The organism is Achromobacter spanius (assembly GCF_039673305.1).
Classification (GTDB): Bacteria; Pseudomonadota; Gammaproteobacteria; order Burkholderiales; family Burkholderiaceae_B; genus Achromobacter; species Achromobacter spanius_F.
In genome coordinates, this window is record NZ_JBDJLJ010000050.1 from 20,508 (window position 1) to 40,439 (window position 19,932).

The window sequence follows — 19,932 nt, forward strand, 5'->3', positions numbered from 1 at the left end:
GACTACGCCTGTTCTCGGCCATGAGCGGTCATTGGTCTGTCGTCATTCTTCATTCGGATGCGCAGGGGTGCGCAACACCTTTTGATAGAACGCGAGGTCGAGCCAGCTTCCGAACTTGTAGGCCACCTCCTTGATAACGCCAGCAGGCTCAAAGCCCAGACGTTCGTGCAGCACGATGCTCGCCTGATTCGTGGTGTCGATCCCGCCTACCATGGTGTGGACATCCCTTGCTTGCGCTTCTTCGATCAGCTCGGTGAGTAGGCGGCGTCCGAGTCCCAGGCCGCGGCACTCGTGGTGGATGTAGATCGAATGTTCAACGCTGTACTTGTACGCGGGCCACGCACGAAACGTTCCATAGGATGCAAAGCCCAGCAACTTCCCGGCTTCGTCCTCCACCCCAAGGACCGGGAAGGAGTTCTTGCGTTTAGTCTCGAACCAACCGGCCATCGCCTCAGCTGGGCGAGGTTTGTAGTCGTACAACGCGGTGGAATGCAGGATTGCATGGTTGAAAATCTCAAGCATGGCAGCAGCGTGGCGGTCTTCAGTGCAATGTACGGTGTGCATACAAGTCCTCTAATTTCACGATAGAATACGAATCGTCTAATATACGAGACGATTGAGAAAAAGGAAACTCGATGTTGGTTGAAGACGTAATTGCGCAACGCATTTCGGAGTTGAGAACTTCGCAGCGGCTGAGTCTCAGCCAGTTGGCCGAGCGCTCCGGCGTCAGCAAGGCGATGATTTCGAAGATCGAGAGACGGGACAGCAGCCCAACTGCGGCAGTGCTCGGCCGTCTTGCGTCGGGCCTTGGGGTCGCGCTGACAGAGCTACTGGCGCCGATTTCATCCCCTAATCCATTTTTGGTCCGTCATAAGGCAGACCAAACAACTTGGCGGGATCCCGCCACAGGTTACGTCCGCCGGCAGATCGCAAAACTGGATGAGAGAACCGGCACTGAACTCATAGAAATTGAATTGCCCAATGGCGCCCGCGTCGACTATCCCCAATGGCATTCGAAACCGTACCGCCAGCGCCTATGGCTGCTCAAGGGCGTACTTGAACTGAGTTACGGAGACGAGACACGACAACTGATAGCCGGCGACCAACTAGACTTTGCCGTTGACAAGACTGTCAGCTATTTCGCACGCGAGGAATGCCGTTATCTGCTGAACGTGCTCCATGTCTAACGTGCTTAGCAAAACCGATAGGGCGGCGTTCTTAGGACGCTGACCGCTTTGGGTCGGAAGATGTCGGCGGAAAGCAATAGCCTGGTTCAGGATTCGCAGACCCACGCTATTGGCACATCGTCTACGGAAAACTGCACGGACGGCCAATAGCCGTCCATGAACCAGGTAGCGTCGCGCGCCGCCAGATGCAGCACGTAACCCCCGTCTGTCGACACAACCAAGTCCGATGCCACGAAGTGTTCGAGGAACGCTGCGGGGGCATCTTCGGGGTCGTCGCTGTCGCGCCCCGCGCGCCAGAGGAAATGCAGCGCCGCGTTGCGGTGCACGGCCAATACTTGGGCGATCGAACGGGCTCGCGCCAGCAACGGTACTGCCGCCTGCAGCTCGGCAGCAAGCAACACCATGCGCAGCTGGCCACCGTCGGCGATTGCACAGTCCAACCAGGTTTCCTGAGCAGGAATACCGTCGTGGGTATACGTCTTTAGATCGAGCGGCATATGGGGCTGCGTGGGCTGTTGCATACGGCGTCACCCCAGAAGCGCCGCCGTGGCGCGGCCCGAAATCATGCCTTCGAAGAGGGCACCGAGATTCGGGGAGACGACGCGGATATCCTCGAACTCCGGCTCGATGCCGTGCACGATGCGGCCCGAGTCGCGTTCTATCGCCAGGAACTCGTATTCGCCGGCAACGCTCATGTAGATCGGCGTGTGCTGTTGCCAGAAGTTCAGGACCGCCTGCCGGCCGGCGTCGTCCAGCGCAGCCTCCAGGCTGATATCGCGCAGGGTGTGCCAAGGAAAGGCGCTACCCGCCGTGCAGTCATGGTCGGCTGCGCTCAGGAACCAGCGTGTTTGATCCGCGTTCTGCAATTCGGTGAATGTCGCCAGGAAAGCGCCATAGCCGTACGCTTCGAACGGCGCGGCCGCTGGCGTCGCGGTGGGCGTGGCCCGCAGCACCGTCCAGCCATGAGCGGCGAGATGATCCAGGAAGCGTTGTGCCTGCGATGTCATGTCGGTTTCCTCGAATGGGGATTCATGATATTGCAGTCCACTTGCCGGGAAAAACAGTCCAGTCGCTTTCTGCAGCTATTTCAATCCCAACCTAGTCGTTGACCGGCATAGGCTTGTGTCACCACCTTTGCAGCACTTTCCTCGTCGCCTCTGCAGCAGAGAAATCTGACCGAGTTGCGAATGGAAAATGTCGTAGCGCTTCTTGGCGCATGCAGGTCGGCGAAGCCTGGCGCCGTCATTGTGACCGCTTTCGGCCAGGTACGGTCAGTCAGGCGGAGCTTGCGGCGAACACTCAAGCGTCTGATCCCCTAAAACCCCCGCCGGATGCCCGCCTACTCGTTCGTGTGCGACAGTTCCTGCACCAGCCCCGCCTCGAGCTGCCGCGCCACGCGTCCCAGGCCGCGGTTCAGGGGCCATACGATGTCCAGGTCGAGACGGCCTTCCACATCGACGGGCACCACACTCAGCCCATGACGGCGCGCATACAGGCCGCTCAGGCTGTCGAGGATGGCCACGCCCAGGCCGCGTTCCGCAAAGGCGCAGGCGGCCGAGTATTGATTCACCTCTATCACCGGCAGAAACGGCAGGCGCTCCTGCTCGAACTGCCGTGCGGTGAGCGCACCCACCTGCAAGTGACGGCTGAGCGAGATGTAGGGGATGTCCACCAGGTCGGCCAAGACGAGACGGTGGCGATCTGCCAGTGCGTGGCCCGCCGGCATCACGGCCTGCAGAGTCAGCCGCGCCAATGTCTTCTGACCGACATTCGGCAGCGCGGCCGAGCCGATCACGATGCCGATGTCGATGCGCTGATCGGCCGCCAGTCCCGCCACGCCTAGCGTCATGTCCGTACGCACGCTGACGCGCACGCCAGGCTCGTGTGCCTGCAACCATGCCATCGCTCCGGGCAGGATGCTCGCGCCGACCGCAGCGACCGCGCCCACGTCCAGCCGCGCGTGCGCTCCGCCACGCATGCTGGCCGCCACACGTTCGGCGTTGTCCATCGCCGCAAGCGCATGGACGATCTCCGGCAGCAGCATGCGAGCCTCGGCGGTCAGCGCCAACCGGCGCTTCTCGCGGCTGAACAAGGCGAAGCCCAGCTTGTCTTCCAGCGACTTCAGCATGGCGCTCGCCGCGGGCTGCGACATCCCGGTGGCAGCGGCCGCCAATGTGACGGATCCGGTGCGTCCCACGGCTTCAAACAGCGCCATTTCGCGTTTATTCATGCGAACCTCGTTATTCATACATATTCATGTATGAAATGACTCAATATATATATTTGACCATATCAAGCCGCATGCCGGACACTGGCTCCACATCACAACAGCCGGCGCGGCTTTGAAGCGGCGCACGGCAAAAATGGCGAGGAGACACCAATGCAAACGAAACCTGGCGTTCACCCACGCAGGCTGCTGGCCAGACTGCTCGCACCGCTGCTCGGCAGCGCGTTGCTGGCTTCGGCGGCGCCCGCGCTGTCAGACACCACCTCGGCGGGCGGCACGATTCGGATCGTCGTCGGCGCCCCGCCGGGCGGTGCGCCCGATACCGTGGCCCGCATTGTGGCGCAGCACATGCAGGTGGGCGGGCGGGCCGTGATGGTCGAGAACAAGAACGGCGCCGCGTCCATGATCGCGGCCGCGTATGTGGCACGCGCGCGGCCCGACGGCAACACGCTGCTGCTCGCCAGTCAGACGACGGTCGCGGTCGCGCCCACGCTGCAGAACGTGACGACGTTCGACCCTCTGAAGGATTTCACCGGCGTGGCGCTAGTGGGCAGCGCGCCGCAAGTGCTGCTGGCCGGGCCGAAGCTGCGCGCCAACTCCGTACAGGAGCTCATCGCACAGGCCAAGGCCGCGCCGGGCGAGATCGATTTCTGCTCGGGGGGCATCGGCACCTCGCCCTACATGGCGGCCGTGCTGTTCGCCCAGACGGCGGGCATCGAGTTGCACAGCATCCCGTTTGCCGGCGAACAGGCCTGCATCACCGAAATGCTGGCGGGCCGGTTGCCGTTCATGTTCGCCAACGCCTCGACGGCCCTGCCTTATATGAAGGATCAGCGCCTGCGCGCCCTGGCCGTGACGAGCAAAGCGCGCGTCAGCTTCGCGCCGCAGTTGCCCACCACGGCGGAAGCGGGCCTCAAGGACTACGAGGTCGCGACCTGGCTTGGCCTGCTTGCACCCGCCGCCACGCCGCCCGACGTCGTCAACGCGCTGAACGCGGAAGTGCGTCGCGTGCTGCGTTTGCCGGATGTGCGCGAGAAGCTGGAGGCGCAAGGGTACGCACTGTCGGACGACAGCCCGGCGGCCTTCACCCGCTACTACCAGGCCGATCGCGACAAATGGGTGCGGCTGATCCAGACCGCCGGCATCAAACAGAACCCCTGAGCGCGGCCGCTTGCTTGCGCTTCCCGAACTCATCCTCCCGAGCAACCCATGAGCCGTACGCAGCCCGCCTCTTCTTCCGACGACCCGCGCACCGTGCTGCGCGTGCGTCACAGCCCCGTCACCGGCGCGATTCCGCCTGGCGCCTGCGATTGTCACGTGCATATCTTCGGTCCGTTCGACCGCTATCCGCTTGCCGAAAACCGCGTGTTCATGCCGGGGCTCGCGTCGACCGATGATCTGCTGGCGCTGCACGCGGCGCTTGGGGTCGACCGCGCAGTGGTCGTGCAGGCCAGCCCGCAAGGCACCGACAATCGTTGCATGACCGATGCCCTTGCTACCCTGAACGCGGCAGGCCATGCGTCGCGGGGGGTTGCGGTGCTGGCGCCCGATATCTCGCGCGACGGCCTGCGTGCGCTGCATGCGGCGGGCGTGAGAGGCGCCCGCGTCAACTTGCAGTCGTTCGGCCAGCAGGATCCGGCCATCGCGCGCGATGCGCTGGCGCGCACGGCCGAGCAGGTGGCCGAGCTGGGTTGGCACGTGCAGATCTACACCACGCTGCCCGTGGTGACCGCGCTTGCGCCCGCGCTGCGCGATTGTCCCGTGCCCGTCGTGATTGATCATTTCGCACTGGCGAGCGCCGTGGCCGGCACGGGCCAGCCCGGCTTCGATGCGCTGCTGGAGATGGTGGCGGCGGGCAATGTGTACGTAAAGCTGTCTGCACCGTATCGCCTCACGGTCTGGCAGGACGGTCGCCCGCCCATCGAGGCGCGCGAGATCGCACGCGCCCTGATCGATACGCGGCTTGACCGCATGCTGTGGGGCACCGACTGGCCGCATTCGGGGGCCTGGCCTGGCGTGGCGCGCACGCGTGATCGCAGCGAACCGCTGCATCCCATCGACGATGGCGAACAACTCTCGGCTTTCTGCGCGTGGGTGAGCGAGGCAGAGAAGCAGGCGATCCTGGTCGAGAACGCCGCGCGGCTTTACGACTTCTGAGGGCCTTAGGCGGCTTGCGTCCTTGCCGTCCGCCTGCGCCGCAGTTCGACCACCTGCTCTGCGCCCACGGCGCGCGCGCGCAGCTGGCCACAGCCGCCGTCCACATCCTGCCCGGCGCTATTCCGTACCTTGGTCAGCACGCCACGGCTCTGCAGATTGCGGACGATCTCGCGGATGCGCTCGGAATCGGGGCGCTGGTAGTCGTCCCCTTCAAGGCTGTTGAACGGAATGACGTTGAGCACGCCATACTTGCCCTTGAGCAGGCGCACGACTGCATCGAGTTCGTCGTCGCCGTCGTTGATGCCCTTGAGCAGCGTCCATTGATACTGGATAGGGTAGTCGGTGTCGCGGGCGTATTTCTCGCCCAGTTCAATGAGTGCTTCCGGCGAGATTTTTGGGGCGCGCGGCAGCAGGTGTTCACGCAATGCGGCTTTGGTCGTGTGCAGCGACAGCGCCAGGGCGGGCTTGATGCGTTGCTGCGGCAGGGCTTCGAACACGCGCAGGTCGCCCACGGTGGAGAACACGAGATTCTTGTGGCCGATATTGCCTTCGGTGCCAAGCAGGTCGATGGCTTCGAGCACGTTCTCTAGGTTGTGCGCGGGTTCTCCCATGCCCATGAAGACGACTTTCTTCACCGGGCGCAGGCGCCGCGCCAGCACGACCTGGGCCAGGATCTCCATGCTTGTGACCTGGCGGATCAGGCCGCTCTTGCCGGTCATGCAGAAGCGGCAGCCGACCGCGCAGCCAACCTGGGTGGACACGCAGAGTCCGTCGCGCGGCAACAGCACGCTTTCCACCATCTGTCCGTCGGCAAGTTCGACCAGCAAGCGCGAGCCGTCGTTGCCGGCGTGTTCGGAGCGGACGCGGGCCAGGCCGTCCAGTTCCGCGGTCAAGGCGGGCACGGCGTCGCGCAGCGCGAGAGGCAGGAAGTGCTCGGCGCTGCGCCGTCGCGTGCCCGTGTCTAGCGCCTGCCCTTGCAGCCAGACGCGCGCGAGCCGGCCGCGATGGACGGGCAGGGCGCCGAGAGCGGCAAGGCGTAGGTCGAAGTCGGAGTAGCGCATGGGGGGCGCATTTTACTCTGCTCCCTGCAACAACTCAGGCGACCGCTTTGCGAGCGGCCCGCCGAACCCGGCGGCGGTACCACCACGTGAGCGCCGCCCACACCAGGGCCCAGGCGCCCAGGATCGCGGCCAAGAAGGGCCAGAAGATGAAGGTGGAAACGTCGTCCCAGCCGGGCGCGGTGCGCTTCAGACCGATGGGCGCGCTGATTTCCAGTTCGATCCGTTCGCCCTGAAGCGCCGGCCCGGCTTCTTCCACCGTGAAGGTGAGATGCGAAGTTCCCTTCGCCAGCTTCGGGAAGGAGGGCGTGGTTTCAAGCAGTGCGCCATCGGCATGGCTTTCAGGCCAGAGCTTGCGGTAGAAATGCGTGGCGCTGGTGCCGCTGCGCGGGGCCGCGGCCACCACGATGTCCAGTTCCTTGCCATCGCGCACACGAATGCGCACCGGCTGTCCGGGGTTGACGAAACGGGCCGCGTCCGGCGCGCCCAGGCGCGTCGTGTACTCGCCCAGTTCGGGTCGTTCCCTGCCCATCGGGCCGCCAAAACGCGCCTCCATCCACAGCGGCGCTTCGCGGATGCGGTAAACCTCGGCGTGCGCCGTCTGGCCGGGGGTAAGCGTGATCGGCGTCAGCGTCGCGTCGGCGGACGGCACGTACCGCACCATGCCCACCGCGAACCACGCCATGGCGGCGAGCCAAAGCGCCCAACCGATCGTCAGGGATATCTTGAAGAACGCGCGCCACATATCGTGCTATCCAGGTTTTTTCCAGCGTCAACGGGTGCCCCGTTTGAAGCGGGCGCCTTTTCCGCGGCCAATTTATTTGTGTATGGCGCTCAGTGAGCCGACGCGAGCTTTCTCGACGGCGTGTAAAGCGCCAGCTTTCCGACCAGGCAGCCCAGGACCAGCAGCGCCGCATACACCAACAGGGTCACTGGGGCCGTCACATCGGACTGGGCAGCCTGTATCAGCTGGCTCCATGTCATGGCCCGAATAGCCAAAAAGGCCATGCCGACCCCCACCACCTGCGCCAGCCAGAAGGCCAGCGTGCCGTGGGCGAGCGCACGCCCCTGGCGCGCGGCGCCGATCGGGCGCGGCAGGATTCTCAGGCAAACGTACGTGCACAGCAACGAGAGGAGGGCGGGCAGGACCAGGTAGCCCAGCGTGAATGCCAGCCAGCCCATGGTGATCGCCTGCGCTTGCAGGTAGCTGCCCACGGCGACGCATACGCTCAATTGCCAGCCCAGGACCATCAGCCCCGCGTTCCAGGCCGCGTGGCGCTGTTCGTACGCGGGACCGCCGGCGGGGCCCGCGGGCTGCACGGTCCGCGTGGCGATGCGCACGGCGAGATACGCGCCAAGGATTTCCAGGACTATGGCCAGGGCATTGATGAGCAGCGTCATTGTCATGTACTGCTCCGCCGGACCGGCGTGTTCCACGATGTACTGCATCAGCAGGTATTGCAGGTAAACCGTGGCGGCCGACTCGGCCAGCAACAGGATCAGCAGCAGGGCGATGACGGTGCCGAAGAGTGTGCGGGGGGCGTCCACGGCCTGTGTGTTCTTCTGCCGCAGCCAGCGATGCATGGCGCCCCACACGGTCAAGCCGACGAAGACGGCCGACGTCGCAATGCTGGCCAGCAGCGGCATCAGGAATTGCGGCTGGCTGAACGTCTCGCGCAGCTGTGCGGACTCGGGTAGTCCAAACACCGAATAGCCTTGCACCAGCGCGGCATAGGCAACGCGCACGATGACGGCCGTCAATGCCAGACGCCAGGCGAGCGAGGAGGGGATGCGGGCGGAGTTGTTCATCGGCGTTGTGCGAGGCGTGTCGAGCAATAACAGCGGTCGAAATAATTAGGGATCGAACATATCACGGGCCTACGGCGCGTCTTGCAAGCGGTTGGGCGCGGAATGCGTTTCTGATGCTGCTGAATGTTACGTGGCGTCGCTAGGGGAAAACCCAAGCCTGCTTCCCTGTGTAATGGCTTATCTCGCCTGTTCCTGATGGCGCGTCTGGCGCGCCATTTGGACGGCGCCGTAACAGGTTGGCAGGTGATCAGAAATGAAATATCACGATATCCACTTCTTATTACTGGTTGGGCGCGGCTGGCAATACGCGCACGCAGCGCTCGGTGATAAAAAGCCAGCCACGATGTGCCTATCCCCCCCGCTCACGTCCGCCTAGGACTGAACCGAACCAGGAGTTTTGAACGTGCAATTCCACGCGAAGAGGGCGCGCAATATCGCGTTTGGCATCGGTTCGGCGCTTGTCTGCGGAACGATGCCGGTTTCCTCCATGGCAGCTGATGCCAGCTCCAATCTGAAGTGGTCCACGGATCCAAGCACCCAATGCCGCTTCGTTGCGCCTGATTCGCTGGGTAACGGCCATAAATACTGGACGGGCTATTGTTCCACCGTCACCCATGTCGCCACCGGCATCGGCATGATCGTGGCGCGCAAGGATAATCAGGCCGGCCCTGCCTTTTTCGGCGAAGTGCGCGCGGGCGTTCCGGTTATCGGTGTTGTCGACGACGGAGATGGCTTGCGGGCAGGCCTGTTCGATGGCAAGGAGATCGGCGCTGCCAAGGAAGCCGAACAGGTGGATATCGACGACAGCTTCACAGTCGCCGTGCGCGCCGCGACGATGGTCAGTGAGCATTACGCCCAACAAAACAACACCGGATCTGCAAAGCACTATCAGGGTGTCGCCCAGCAGTTTGCCAGTCAGTTGGAAGGCGATTAAACCGACGAGTGCCCGCGCGCGCCGCGGGTTCCTGGCGCGAGGCGGTTTTGAATGTGCCTTGTTGAACACAGCCATCTGCCGGACCGATTATTCATCCAGAGCACCCTATCCATTGCCAATGAACACATCAGCGAAAAAATTTGCGCTTTCACCGTCTGACCTTAAACCCTTGGCTACCGGTAAAGGCGGTTGCATTGCGACTGACAAGATTACGGTTGAAGGCCGGCCGGTCGGCTACATGGTGCGTGAGGAACCGATGTTCCCCGAAGACAGCGGCTGGGCGTTTCAGGCGGGAGACGAGACGCAGGCTTATATGGATGATTCGTCGAATCATGGTGTTTTCGACGTGAACACCATCGCAAACCTTTCCCCCGATATCATCCCGCTGCTTGACCTGCCACCGCCTGTCGCATTTGCACGCCTGGCGTCTGGAGAACTCGTGCAAGTGCCTTACGAGGCGCCCTTGGAATAAACCCGTGACAGGCCGGCGCTCGAAAGAACAGGCCTAGGCCCACCGCATTCCACCTAAAACGTCATCCTGAAACCCGCCGTGGCGGTGACGATGTAGCTGCCGGAGAAATCCGAATCGGCGTCGATCTGGCCGTAGATCGCATAGCGCTCGCCCCAGCCGTAGTTTGCGCCCGCGCCCACGCTGCCCCAGGTTCTCGCCATGCGGCTGGACGCCGGCACGCCGGCCACGCGCACACGCGTTCCATCCAGGAATTCGTGTTTCACGTTGACGACGCCATAGACGCTGGATTCCCGCTTCACGCCAGCCGTTTGCCAATTGCTTTTGTAGTCCAGCGCGATACCCAGACGGCCCAGCAAGCTGTCGCCCTTGTCGCTTTCAACACGCGCGCCGAATTTGTCGTTGAAACTGTCAAAGCGGGTCGCGACATACGTCAGTTGCGCCTGCGGGATCAGGGCGAGTCCCTCGTTCAACGGCAGTGCCTTGCCCGCTTCGACGCCCAGGCCATAGCTGTGGGCCTTTTGCCCGTCCTTCAGGCCACCCGCCAGCCGTGAATCCAGGTCGCTGTCGAACCAGGTCGCCTGAGCCTGGGTATCGATGTAGAGGCCGTTCCTGCCGTACCAGGTCAGCGTCGGCGTCAGGCCATAGGCCGTGGTATCGATCGTGCCGTTGCCATACGTGGACGAGACACGCGTGTCGGCCTTGCCGTAGTGAAACGCCAAGCCGCCCACCAGGCGGGAACCTTCTTCCTGGCCGGCCAGGATGCGGTCCACACCGAATTGCGCCTTCCAGCTATCGATATTCTGGCGTGCGCCCGTGGTGGACGAGGACGGTTCGAGCCGGCTCGTGGTGGCTTCCACGCGGCTCCATGCGCCGTTGCGGCCGGCGTCCGCCGGATCGTAGAGGCGGTTGCCGACCCGCTGGCGCAGGGTGGGCAGCCGGCTCAGGTGAAGCAGGGTGCCGGCGTAGGCTTCATAGACCGGCACGCCGGGCTGATAAAGCAAGGGCGGTTCCGCGGCCGGCGACTCGCCGCCGGTCTGGGGTGTGCCGGGATCGGTCAGGGACGAGCGCAGATACCAGCCGCCATCGGCGGCATCCTGCTGCAATACATAGCCATAGGCGCCGGCCACCAGGGCGGGGCGTCCCTCGATGACGTAGTCGCCGTTGGCCAGGTTGAACTGCCCGGTCGAGACGCCATTGACCTGCACGATCTGGATGCCTCGCTGGGTCGCCGCGCCAGCGCCTCCCATGTTTGTCACCGTGACGGGTGTCGCGCCCGCGGTGTCGCCCGTGATCACCAGCTTGTCGGTCGGCGAGTCATCCGAGCCGAGCTGGGTGCGGATTTCCAGGTTGCCGCCCTGTGCGGCATAGTCGCCGGCGATGGTAAGGGTGCCGAAGCCGCTGCGCGGACCGGGCGCGATCGTGCCCTGGTTGACCGACGCGCCCACGCGTCCCGTGCCGGTCAGCCGTGCCCCCGCAAGTACATTCACCGGCCCGCCCAGGGCGCCATCCACCTGCAGCGTGCCGGCCTGAATATCGGTGATGCCCGTGAACGCCGCGCTGTTGCCCGACAACGTCAGGGTGCCGGCGCCCAGCTTGTTGAAACGGGAGGTCCCTGAGAGCGCGGTGGAAATGCCCACCTCGTAGCCGTTGGTATCGAACCCTGCGCCGCCGGCGCCCACCGCCTGCGTGGAGAAGCCTTTCAGGAAGTCGCTCTGATCACGATTGGCGCGCAGGATGCCGCCATCCAGGTTGAAAGCGGCGTTGCCGGCGCCCTTGACGACCGAGCCGGTCTCCAGCACGCCGCGGCCGGTTGCATCGCCGATCAGGTTCAGCGTACCGGTGGCGGTGCCCGCAACCGCAAGCCACGTATCCTTGGCGGCGACTGCCATCCCGCCCTTGTCGATGGTCAACGTTCCCGTGCCTTCCGAGCCGATTTCGATGCGGTCGCTTGCCGACAGTGTGGAGATATCGGCCGTAGCGCTCGATACGGACACCGTGCCGACGCCGCCCGCGCCTCGGCCGATGTAGATCGTTGCCGCGGCGCCGGGCGCACTCGATCCGACTGTGCGAACGGTGGCGCCATCCAGGACGCGCAGGTCGCCCGTTCCGTCGAGCCCCACATAGATATTGTTGAAGGGATTCCACACCGTTGTCCCGCCCGACACGATGGCGGTTCCATCGCTGCCGGCAAGCCAGCCGAGAATGCCCTGGCCGCTGTGCACGGCGCCGCCGTTGTCGATCTGCAGCGTGCCCTGGCCGCCTGCGCCGATCATGAACCCGTTGCTCGTGGAGAGCCTCCACGTTGCCCCCGTTCCGGAAATAAAAACGCGCCCGACGCTGCCGTTATCGTTGCCGATGGTGCCCGAGTCGCTTTCCGCCACCCCCCAGTCCTGGATCGTCAGGGTGCCGCTGCTGCCAGCCTCCACCCCGACAAGAACCCGGTCCAAACTTGTCCAGGTGGACGACGTGCCGCCGGCGTCACGGCCTGACACCGTCAACTCGCCCACGGCGCCATTCAGGTATCCGATGTATCCGGCCATGTTGCTTACGGAACCGCCGGCGTCGATCGTCAACGTCCCGGCGACGCTGTCTCCAACGCTCAGATCGCCGCCGACAATCCAGTTCGGCGTCTGGACCGGCCCGGGAAGAATCTCGCCGGAACCGGTGACCGATTGGGCATTCGCGGGATTGGCCAGGTTCGCCGCGCAGCAAACGAAGACTGCCGACTGCAACCAGCCCGCGCGTAGGGGTTTCCTTGTGACCATGCCAAATCCTTTCCGAGTAAACGCAATCTTCTGTCGGTACGGCATGCGACGCTGTTTTCTTAATGGGTGTTTGCATAGGGCGGGGCCCGATTTCCGAAATCAAGGCGGGATGCCGCCGCACCCAAGGCGTTGATGCCGGGGCGTCGAGACTCCGGCTTCGCTGCATTGCGGCGCCCGATCCGCGCGCGCGCCTGGAACGAAAAAAAGCCGCGCATTTCGCGCGGCTTTCTATTGTGACAGCAGTCTTCAATGCATCTGCCCATACCGCCCGGCGTTGAAGTCCTGGATGGCCTCCACGATTTCCTCTTGGGAGTTCATCACGAAGGGCCCGTAGCCGACGACGGGCTCATCGATGGGCTCGCCGCTCAGGACCAAAAACATCGCGTCGTTGTTGGCCTCGACGGTGATGTCTTCGCCCTCTTGCGAGAACAGGGCCAGTTGCGCGTCGCGTGCGACCGATTCGCCGTTGACCAGCACCGTGCCGCGTAGCATCACCAGCATGCTGTTGCGCCCGGCGGGGATGGGGAAGGTCGCCGACTTGCCCGCGGCCAGCTTCACGTCCCAGACGTCCATCGGCGTGAAGGTGCGCGCGGGGCCCGCCTGGCCGGCGTAGCTGCCCGCAATCACGCGCAGCGAGCCGGCGTCGTCGGGCAGCGCCACCACGGGAATGTCCGCGCTGAGGATGCCCTGGTAGCCCGGCGCCGCCTTCTTGTCCTTGGCGGGCAGGTTGACCCAGAGCTGCACCATTTCCAGCTTGCCGCCCGTCCGGGTGAAGGCATGGGAATGGAACTCCTCGTGCAGGATGCCCGAGGCCGCCGTCATCCACTGCACGTCGCCGGGACCGATGACGCCGCCGTTGCCGGTGGAATCGCGGTGTTCGACTTCGCCGCTGTAGACGATGGTCACGGTTTCAAAGCCGCGATGCGGATGCTGGCCCACGCCGCGCGGCTGGCTGGCCGGCCCGAATTCGGCGGGGCCGGCGTAGTCCAGCAGCAGGAAGGGGCTGGTGTTCTTGCCCTTGTCGTTGTACGAGAACATGGAGCGCACCGGAAAGCCGTCGCCCACCCAGTGGGGACGGGGGCTGGCATGCAAACCGAGGATCTTCTTCATGATGAGGTTTCCTGTTGCGCGGCCCCTTCGGGGCCGTTCGTCATAAGAATGAAGATAAGGGCGGAACGCCGGTTCCGGTAGACCCCAAATCCGATAAGCACTGTTCCATGAGTCGGACGATCAGCAAGGGGGGCAGGGCGCCGACGTTTTTCCGGGAAGTATGCTCCCGGAATGGAAGCAGATTTGGATGGCGCCCCGGGCCGGCGCGACGAACAGGTATGGGGCTTTGCCCCGGTGGCGTCCGCCGGGGCGCGCGTGCTGGTGCTGGGTTCCATGCCCGGTGTCGCGTCGCTCAGGCAGGTGCAGTACTACGCCCACCCCCGCAACGCGTTCTGGCCGCTGGCGGCCCGCATTCTGGGATTTGATCCCGGCCTGGACTACGCCGGCCGCCTGCTGGCGCTGCAATCGCGCGGCGTGGCGCTTTGGGATGTGCTGCAGGCCTGCGAGCGTCCCGGCAGCCTGGACGCCGACATCCGCCGCGACAGCCTTGTTCCGAACGACTTCCGGGCCTTCCTGGACAGCCATCCGTCCATCGTCCGTGTCTGCTTCAACGGCGCCAAGGCGGCCGCAATGTACCGCCGCCATGTGCTGCCCGGCCTGGCGGGCGCGCCGTTGCAGTATGTGGAGCTGCCGTCCACCAGTCCGGCGCATGCGGCCGCGTCGTTTGATCAGAAGCTGGCGGCCTGGGAGCCGGCGCTGACGATCGCGGACCGCTAGCCGGCTCAGCGCAGGGTTAATCTGTCCCCATTGACTGATATCAAGGCTCTATATAACTAGGGGTGATAAGTTAATTTCCGTAACAGCTATATGTTTCGGAGTTTATCTATGCACACCCCAACCAGCCCCCCGGAAACCCCTCTCCCGGGCAAGCGCGGCTTTCTGAAAGGCCTGCTCGGGCTAGGCGCCGCCGCCACCGTCATCCCCATCCACGCGCAAGCCGCTACCGGCATCAACGGGCAGCCGCCGCGCCGGCCCGGCATGCCCGGCAAGCGCTACGGCATGGTGGTCGACATGCGCAAGTGCATCGGCTGCCAGTCCTGTACGGTGAGCTGTTCGCTGGAGAACGTGCCGCCGATCGGGCAGTTCCGCACGACCGTGCTGCAGTACGAAGTCACGCCGGATGCCGGCGGGCCGTGCGCCATGGTCATGCTGCCGCGCCTGTGCAACCACTGCGACAAGCCGCCCTGTGTGCCGGTCTGCCCGGTGCAGGCCACCTTCCAGCGGGAAGACGGCATTGTGCTGGTCGACAACGAGCGCTGCGTGGGCTGCGGCTATTGCGTGCAGGCCTGTCCCTACGACGCCCGCTTCATCAACCACGAGACCCAGACCGCGGACAAGTGCACGTTCTGCGAGCACCGCCTGGAAGCGGGCCTGCTGCCGGCCTGCGTGGAAAGCTGTGTGGGCGGGGCGCGCGTGATCGGCGACATGAACGATCCCGACAGCGCCATCTCGCGCCTGCTGGCTGAACACAAGGCCGACATCAAGGTGCTCAAACCCGAGATGAAGACCGATCCCCACGTCTATTACATCGGCCTGCCCGATGCGTTCGTGCACCAGGTCGACGGCCAGGCCGGCGTGCGCCTGGCGGGCGGCCACTGAGCCATTGAAGGGGACTCTCATGCAAATCTCTGAATTGCTCACGCCGGTCTACGACGCCGCCTGGCTGCCCTGGGCCGTGCAGTATTTCTTCCTGATCGGCATCAGCGCCACCACCGCGCTGACCGCCGCCTTCGCGGCCTTCGGGCGCGCCGATTCGTCCGCGCGCCGGCTGCTGCCGGCCGCCGCGACCGTGCTGCTGGTCAGCGCCATCGCGGCGCCCGTGTCGCTGCTGGCCGACCTGCACCAGCCCGGCCGCTTCTGGCATTTCTATGCGCATCTCACGCCCTGGTCCTGGATGTGGCTGGGCGCCTTGCTGCTGCCCGTGTTCGTGACGCTGGCCCTGCTGTTCTGCGCGGCATGGTGGTGGGGCAGGATGGGCTGGGTGCGCGTGGTGGCCGTGGCGCTGGCGCTGTCCGCGCTGTCCATCCTGGTCTACACGGGCGCCGAGGTGATGGTGCTGCGCTCGCGGCCCCTGTGGCACACCGTTTTCCTGCCGGTGAACTTTGCGCTGACGGCCTGGCTGGGCGCGCTGGGCGCGATGTTCCTGATCGGCCGCTGGCTGCCGGGCGGGATGCGGGCGTTGCCGGTGGACATGCTGCGGCGCCTGAGCGTGACCGCGGTCGCGCTGATCGCGCTGGGCGCGGGCGCCTGGGCTGTGCTGGGCGTGCTGGGACTGGACGCGTCGTTCGATGCCGCGCTGCGGCTGTTCGCCGAGTTTCCGATCTGGCGCATCAGCCTGGCCGGCGCGGTGATCACGGCCTTCTGCATCATCGCGCTGCTGCAGCGTCCCTGGCGCACGCTGGCCGCGCCGCTGCCATCGGCCGTGCTGGCGCTGACCATGCTGGGCGCGGCGTGGATCTTCCGCTGGGTGGTCTTCATGAGCGTGCAGGGCGTGCCCAAGTACGGCGCCGGACTCTATCTGTACGAAATGCCCTGGGGCAGCGACGGGCTGCTGGGCATGGTGGGTGTGCTGGGCCTGTGCGTGGCGCTGGTCACCGCCGTGACCTGGGCTCTGGAATGGTTCCCGGCCCGCGCGCGCAGCGTGGCGGCCTGGGCCGGCCGCGCCTGAGCCGGCCGCAAGACGAAAGAACATGGAAAAGAAAGCAATGGACAAGCAACACGAAGACGACAAGCGCCGCCCGGCGGATGATGGCCCGGACGAGCCCCGCGACGAGGCCCGGCGCAAGCTGATGGTGCGCGGCGGCCTGGTGGCCGGCGGCATGGCGGCGTTCGCGGCGGGCTATGGCGACACCGTGACCAAGGCCGTCAAGGGCCTGGCGCAGGGCACCGCCGGCGTTCCCACCGCGCATGTCGTGCGCGGCAACTCGCTGACGCCGGAATTCCGCATCGACCCGCTGACCGGCGTGCTCAGTGCGCAGCCGGGCCAGACCGTCAGTCCGTCCAGCTGCCTGGGCTGCTGGACGCAATGCGGCGTGCGGCTGCGCGTGGACACGAAGGAAAACCGCATTCTGCGGGTGGCCGGCAATCCCTATCACCCGCTGGCGACCACGCGGCCCGCCGCCATGGACACGCCGGTGCGCGAGGTCTATGCGCAACTGGGCGGCGACAATGGCCTGGAAGGCCGCGCCACGTCGTGCGCGCGCGGCTCGGCCATGCTGGAGCAGATGAACAGCCCCTTCCGCGTGCTGCAGCCCATGAAGCGGGTAGGCAAGCGCGGCGAAGGCAAGTGGCAAACGATCACTTTCGAGCAACTGGTCCAGGAAGTGTGCGAAGGCGGCGACCTGTTCGGCGAAGGCCACGTGGATGGCCTGCGCGCGATCCACGACCGCGAGACGCCGCTGGATGCGCAGAACCCCGAATATGGCGCCAAGGTGAACCAGTTCCTCTTCACCGACGCGTCCAATGAAGGGCGCACCCCGCTGATCCAGCGCTTTGCCGGGCAATCCTTCGGCACGGTCAACTTCAGCAACCACGGCTCGTATTGCGGACAGAGCTTCCGCGTGGGCGCGGGCGCGGCCCTGGGCGACCTGAAGGGCATGCCCCATGGCAAGCCCGACTGGGACAACGCGCGCTTTGGCCTGTTCATCGGCGCGGCGCCGGCGCAGGCCGGCAACCCGTTCCAGCGGCAGGCCCGCCAACTGGCGGAAGCGCGCGTGCGGCCGCAGGAATCCGGCTTCACGTATGTGGTCGTGTCGCCCGTGCTGCCGGCGTCTTCCAGCCTGTCGGCGGGATCGGGCAATGAGTGGGTGCCCGTCAATCCGGCCAGCGACCTGGCGCTGGCCATGGGCCTGATCCGGTGGATCCTGGACAACGAGCGGTTCGATGCCCGCATGCTGGCGCAGCCCGGCCCCGCGGCCATGAAGGCGGCGGGCGAGGCGGCCTGGACCAACGCGACGCACCTGGTGGTGGCCGAGCCCGGCCATGCGCGCCTGGGCAGCTTTGTGCGCGGGGCGGACATGGGCTGGGCGCGGCCGGCCGACGCGGACGAGAAATGGGAGGACGTGTACGTCGTGCGCCTGCAGGACGGCACGCTGGCTGCGCACACGGCCGGCGCGCCCGCCGAGCTGTTCGTGGACGACGCGATCGCCGTACCGGGCATGGCGGGCGCGTCCGGCCCCGTGCGCGTGCGCACGTCGCTGGAACTGCTGCGCGGGGAGGCGCGCCGCAAGTCGCTGGACGACTATGCGCGGCTTTGCGGCGTGCCGGCGTCGAAGATCGAGTCGCTGGCCGAGCGCTTCACCAGCCATGGCAAGCGCGCCGTGGCCGACGCGCACGGCGGCACCATGAGCGGCGCGGGCTTCTATACCGCCTACGCCATCGCCATGCTGAACACCCTGGTGGGCAACCTGAACGTGGAAGGCGGGCTGGTCCTGGACGCCGGGCCGTTCCCGCCCTACGGCGCGGGGCCGCGCTATAACATCGCGGGCTTCGCCAACAAGGCGACGCCCAAGGGCGTGTCGCTGTCGCGCAACCGCTTTCCCTACGAGAAGTCCAGCGAATTCAAGCGCAAGACGGCGGCGGGCCAGCGCGCCTATCCGGCGGCGGCGCCCTGGTACCCGGCCACGGGGGGGCTGAGCTCCGAGATGCTGGCGTCCGCGCTGGCGGGGTATCCGTATCGCGCCAAGGTCTGGTTCAACCACATGAGCAACCCGGTCTACGGCATTGCCGGGTTCAAGAGCGTGGCGCTTGAGAAGCTGAAGGATCCGCGCGTCCTGCCGCTGTCGGTGTCGATCAATCCCTTCATCAACGAAACCAACGCGCTGGCTGACTACATCGTGCCGGACACGGTGACCTACGAAAGCTGGGGCGTGTCGGCGCCCTGGGCCGACGTGGTCGCCAAGGCGTCCACCGTGCGCTGGCCGGCCGTGGAACCGCGCGTGGCGCGCACGGCCACGAACGAACCCGTGTGCCTGGAGACCTTTCTGATCGCCTGCGCCAAGCGCCTGGGCATGCCCGGGTTCGGCGCCGACGCCATTTCGGACAAGGACGGCGCCAAGTACGCGCTGGACACGCCCGAGGACTTCTTCCTGCGCGGCATGGCCAACATCGCCTTCGCGGCCGGCCGCGCCGTGCCCGAAGCGAGCGATGACGACATGGCGCTGACCGGCGTGGACCGCTATGCCCCGCTCCTGCAGCAGAAGCTCAAGCCGGGCGAATGGCGGCAGGTCGCCATGCTGATGAGCCGCGGCGGCCGCTTCGACAGGATGGAGGACGCCTGGATGGATGGCGGGCAGGGGCGGCGCACGCGCGTGGCCTACGCCAAGCCGCTGCATGTCTGGAGCGAGGAACTGGCGGGTTTTCGCCACGCGATGACGGGCGAACGCTACAGCGGCTGTCCCACCTGGTATCCGGCGCGTCTGGCCGACGGGCGCGATATGCGGGCGGAGTACCCGGCGCAGCACTGGCCGTTCCTGCTCACGTCGTTCAAGTCCAACCTGATGAGCTCCATGTCGATCGGCGTGAACCGGCTGCGCCAGGTGCATCCGCACAACCCGGTGAGTATCAACCGCCAGGACGGCGAGCGGCTGGGCATCCGCAACGGCGACAAGGTGCGCATCGTGACGCCGGGCGGTTCGGTGACCGGGCTGGCGCTGCTGCGCGACGGCGTCCAGCCGGGCGCGCTGGGCATCGAGCACGGCTACGGCCATACCGAACTGGGCGCTCGCGCGCACACGGTGGACGGCAAGGCCATGCCGCACGATCCCGCGCTGGCGGCAGGCGTCAACCTGAACGATCTGGGCTTCGGCGACGCCACGCGCGGCGAACACGCCAACGTCTGGATCGACTGGGTGTCGGGCGCCGCGGTGCGCCAGGGCCTGCCGGCGCGGGTCGAACGGGCCTAGCGCACGACGGTGTCGGCCACCAGCTCCAGGCCTTCGGCGCGGGTGCCCAAGCCGGACAGCGTGCCGCTCAAATCGCCGGGCTGGGCGGCGGCGCCGCCCGACCGGCTGACGCGGATCTCCACCTGTACCTTGCCGGCGCCGGACAGGGTGGCCTGCGGCGACATGGAGGTGCTGTCGTCCAGCACGAAGTCGCGCGGCAGGTCCGCCACCCGCAGCCGCAGGATGGCCAGCGGCATGCGGGGGCCTTCCGCGGGCCTGGCCAGGATGAAGACGGTGTCGGTGGGCTGGACCTGGGCGCGCAGCGTTTCGG

At 65.8% G+C, this 19,932-nt stretch carries 19 protein-coding genes; 9 read left to right on the forward strand and 10 right to left on the reverse strand.

What is annotated here, in order from left to right; genetic code table 11:
* Nucleotides 1–42: 42 nt before the first annotated feature.
* Entirely contained in the window at nt 43–564 is a 522-nt protein-coding gene (locus ABE485_RS25195; RefSeq protein WP_346517972.1) for a GNAT family N-acetyltransferase, read from the reverse strand.
* 71 nt (nt 565–635) lie between these two features.
* Between ABE485_RS25195 and ABE485_RS25200 the strand changes: the two genes are divergently transcribed.
* Nucleotides 636–1,187 carry an XRE family transcriptional regulator gene (locus tag ABE485_RS25200; protein WP_346517973.1) on the forward strand — a complete coding sequence of 184 codons (552 nt, stop codon included), beginning with the start codon at nt 636–638 and terminating at the stop codon, nt 1,185–1,187.
* Between the two features lie 86 nt (nt 1,188–1,273).
* On the opposite strand, the gene ABE485_RS25205 is transcribed toward ABE485_RS25200, so the two are convergent.
* The 3 genes from ABE485_RS25205 to ABE485_RS25215 all read right to left on the reverse strand — a co-directional run bounded on the left by ABE485_RS25205 (nt 1,274) and on the right by ABE485_RS25215 (nt 3,417).
* Nucleotides 1,274–1,684, reverse strand: a complete 411-nt coding sequence (locus ABE485_RS25205; RefSeq protein WP_346517974.1) for a hypothetical protein — start codon at nt 1,682–1,684, stop codon at nt 1,274–1,276.
* A 30-nt stretch (nt 1,685–1,714) separates the two neighbouring features.
* On the reverse strand, nt 1,715–2,194 hold the full coding sequence (locus ABE485_RS25210; protein ID WP_346517975.1) for a hypothetical protein: 480 nt from the start codon (nt 2,192–2,194) through the stop codon (nt 1,715–1,717).
* Between the two features lie 332 nt (nt 2,195–2,526).
* The gene (locus ABE485_RS25215) at nt 2,527–3,417 is read right to left on the reverse strand and encodes a LysR family transcriptional regulator (protein ID WP_346517976.1); all 891 of its coding nucleotides are present in this window, start codon (nt 3,415–3,417) and stop codon (nt 2,527–2,529) included.
* A gap of 150 nt (nt 3,418–3,567) precedes the next feature.
* Between ABE485_RS25215 and ABE485_RS25220 the strand changes: the two genes are divergently transcribed.
* Nucleotides 3,568–4,575, forward strand: coding sequence for a tripartite tricarboxylate transporter substrate-binding protein (locus ABE485_RS25220; protein WP_346517977.1), 1,008 nt, complete (start codon nt 3,568–3,570; stop codon nt 4,573–4,575).
* A 48-nt stretch (nt 4,576–4,623) separates the two neighbouring features.
* Nucleotides 4,624–5,571: an amidohydrolase family protein gene (locus tag ABE485_RS25225; RefSeq protein ID WP_346517978.1), complete on the forward strand. Its 948-nt coding sequence runs from the start codon at nt 4,624–4,626 to the stop codon at nt 5,569–5,571.
* Nucleotides 5,572–5,576: 5 nt separating this feature from the next.
* Here ABE485_RS25225 and ABE485_RS25230 read toward each other — a convergent pair whose 3' ends face one another.
* The 3 genes from ABE485_RS25230 to ABE485_RS25240 form a co-directional block, all read right to left on the reverse strand.
* Entirely contained in the window at nt 5,577–6,632 is a 1,056-nt protein-coding gene (locus tag ABE485_RS25230) for an RNA methyltransferase (RefSeq protein ID WP_346517979.1), read from the reverse strand.
* A 34-nt stretch (nt 6,633–6,666) separates the two neighbouring features.
* Nucleotides 6,667–7,374 carry a hypothetical protein gene (locus ABE485_RS25235; RefSeq protein WP_346517980.1) on the reverse strand — a complete coding sequence of 236 codons (708 nt, stop codon included), beginning with the start codon at nt 7,372–7,374 and terminating at the stop codon, nt 6,667–6,669.
* An 89-nt stretch (nt 7,375–7,463) separates the two neighbouring features.
* Nucleotides 7,464–8,438, reverse strand: a complete 975-nt coding sequence (locus ABE485_RS25240; protein WP_346517981.1) for a hypothetical protein — start codon at nt 8,436–8,438, stop codon at nt 7,464–7,466.
* 403 nt (nt 8,439–8,841) lie between these two features.
* Between ABE485_RS25240 and ABE485_RS25245 the strand changes: the two genes are divergently transcribed.
* A complete protein-coding gene (locus tag ABE485_RS25245) occupies nt 8,842–9,372 on the forward strand; it encodes a hypothetical protein (RefSeq protein ID WP_346517982.1) in 531 nt (176 codons plus the stop codon).
* Nucleotides 9,373–9,433: 61 nt separating this feature from the next.
* A complete protein-coding gene (locus ABE485_RS25250) occupies nt 9,434–9,844 on the forward strand; it encodes a DUF2185 domain-containing protein (RefSeq protein ID WP_346517983.1) in 411 nt (136 codons plus the stop codon).
* A 53-nt stretch (nt 9,845–9,897) separates the two neighbouring features.
* On the opposite strand, the gene ABE485_RS25255 is transcribed toward ABE485_RS25250, so the two are convergent.
* Nucleotides 9,898–12,609, reverse strand: a complete 2,712-nt coding sequence (locus ABE485_RS25255) for an autotransporter outer membrane beta-barrel domain-containing protein (protein ID WP_346517984.1) — start codon at nt 12,607–12,609, stop codon at nt 9,898–9,900.
* Nucleotides 12,610–12,855: 246 nt separating this feature from the next.
* Nucleotides 12,856–13,719 (reverse strand): pirin family protein, encoded by an 864-nt coding sequence (locus ABE485_RS25260; RefSeq protein ID WP_346517985.1) that lies wholly within the window; start codon nt 13,717–13,719, stop codon nt 12,856–12,858.
* A gap of 171 nt (nt 13,720–13,890) precedes the next feature.
* Here ABE485_RS25260 and ABE485_RS25265 point away from each other — a divergent pair, with 171 nt between their 5' ends.
* The 4 genes from ABE485_RS25265 (at nt 13,891) to ABE485_RS25280 (ending at nt 19,622) form a co-directional block, all read left to right on the forward strand.
* The gene (locus tag ABE485_RS25265) at nt 13,891–14,436 is read left to right on the forward strand and encodes a DNA-deoxyinosine glycosylase (protein WP_346517986.1); all 546 of its coding nucleotides are present in this window, start codon (nt 13,891–13,893) and stop codon (nt 14,434–14,436) included.
* Between the two features lie 108 nt (nt 14,437–14,544).
* Entirely contained in the window at nt 14,545–15,318 is a 774-nt protein-coding gene (dsrO, locus tag ABE485_RS25270; RefSeq protein WP_346517987.1) for a sulfate reduction electron transfer complex DsrMKJOP subunit DsrO, read from the forward strand.
* A gap of 19 nt (nt 15,319–15,337) precedes the next feature.
* The gene (gene nrfD / locus ABE485_RS25275) at nt 15,338–16,387 is read left to right on the forward strand and encodes an NrfD/PsrC family molybdoenzyme membrane anchor subunit (protein ID WP_346517988.1); all 1,050 of its coding nucleotides are present in this window, start codon (nt 15,338–15,340) and stop codon (nt 16,385–16,387) included.
* Between the two features lie 37 nt (nt 16,388–16,424).
* Complete coding sequence (locus tag ABE485_RS25280) at nt 16,425–19,622, forward strand: tetrathionate reductase subunit A (RefSeq protein ID WP_430795465.1); 3,198 nt, start codon at nt 16,425–16,427, stop codon at nt 19,620–19,622.
* Here ABE485_RS25280 and ABE485_RS25285 read toward each other — a convergent pair.
* Nucleotides 19,619–19,932: c-type cytochrome biogenesis protein CcmI/CycH (locus ABE485_RS25285; protein WP_430795464.1), on the reverse strand; the 314-nt coding region annotated here is incomplete at its 5' end. The two genes, ABE485_RS25280 and ABE485_RS25285, sit on opposite strands and share 4 nt — an antisense overlap.

What these genes read in the sequence shown, in the direction of transcription:
- ABE485_RS25195 (WP_346517972.1), bottom strand. Translation starts at nt 564, where the DNA reads ATGCACACCGTACATTGCACTGAAGACCGCCACGCTGCTGCCATGCTT.
- ABE485_RS25200 (WP_346517973.1), top strand. Translation starts at nt 636, where the DNA reads ATGTTGGTTGAAGACGTAATTGCGCAACGCATTTCGGAGTTGAGAACT.
- ABE485_RS25205 (WP_346517974.1), bottom strand. Translation starts at nt 1,684, where the DNA reads ATGCCGCTCGATCTAAAGACGTATACCCACGACGGTATTCCTGCTCAG.
- ABE485_RS25210 (WP_346517975.1), bottom strand. Translation starts at nt 2,194, where the DNA reads ATGACATCGCAGGCACAACGCTTCCTGGATCATCTCGCCGCTCATGGC.
- ABE485_RS25215 (WP_346517976.1), bottom strand. Translation starts at nt 3,417, where the DNA reads ATGAATAAACGCGAAATGGCGCTGTTTGAAGCCGTGGGACGCACCGGA.
- ABE485_RS25220 (WP_346517977.1), top strand. Translation starts at nt 3,568, where the DNA reads ATGCAAACGAAACCTGGCGTTCACCCACGCAGGCTGCTGGCCAGACTG.
- ABE485_RS25225 (WP_346517978.1), top strand. Translation starts at nt 4,624, where the DNA reads ATGAGCCGTACGCAGCCCGCCTCTTCTTCCGACGACCCGCGCACCGTG.
- ABE485_RS25230 (WP_346517979.1), bottom strand. Translation starts at nt 6,632, where the DNA reads ATGCGCTACTCCGACTTCGACCTACGCCTTGCCGCTCTCGGCGCCCTG.
- ABE485_RS25235 (WP_346517980.1), bottom strand. Translation starts at nt 7,374, where the DNA reads ATGTGGCGCGCGTTCTTCAAGATATCCCTGACGATCGGTTGGGCGCTT.
- ABE485_RS25240 (WP_346517981.1), bottom strand. Translation starts at nt 8,438, where the DNA reads ATGAACAACTCCGCCCGCATCCCCTCCTCGCTCGCCTGGCGTCTGGCA.
- ABE485_RS25255 (WP_346517984.1), bottom strand. Translation starts at nt 12,609, where the DNA reads ATGGTCACAAGGAAACCCCTACGCGCGGGCTGGTTGCAGTCGGCAGTC.
- ABE485_RS25260 (WP_346517985.1), bottom strand. Translation starts at nt 13,719, where the DNA reads ATGAAGAAGATCCTCGGTTTGCATGCCAGCCCCCGTCCCCACTGGGTG.
- ABE485_RS25265 (WP_346517986.1), top strand. Translation starts at nt 13,891, where the DNA reads ATGGAAGCAGATTTGGATGGCGCCCCGGGCCGGCGCGACGAACAGGTA.
- dsrO (WP_346517987.1), top strand. Translation starts at nt 14,545, where the DNA reads ATGCACACCCCAACCAGCCCCCCGGAAACCCCTCTCCCGGGCAAGCGC.
- nrfD (WP_346517988.1), top strand. Translation starts at nt 15,338, where the DNA reads ATGCAAATCTCTGAATTGCTCACGCCGGTCTACGACGCCGCCTGGCTG.
- ABE485_RS25280 (WP_430795465.1), top strand. Translation starts at nt 16,425, where the DNA reads ATGGACAAGCAACACGAAGACGACAAGCGCCGCCCGGCGGATGATGGC.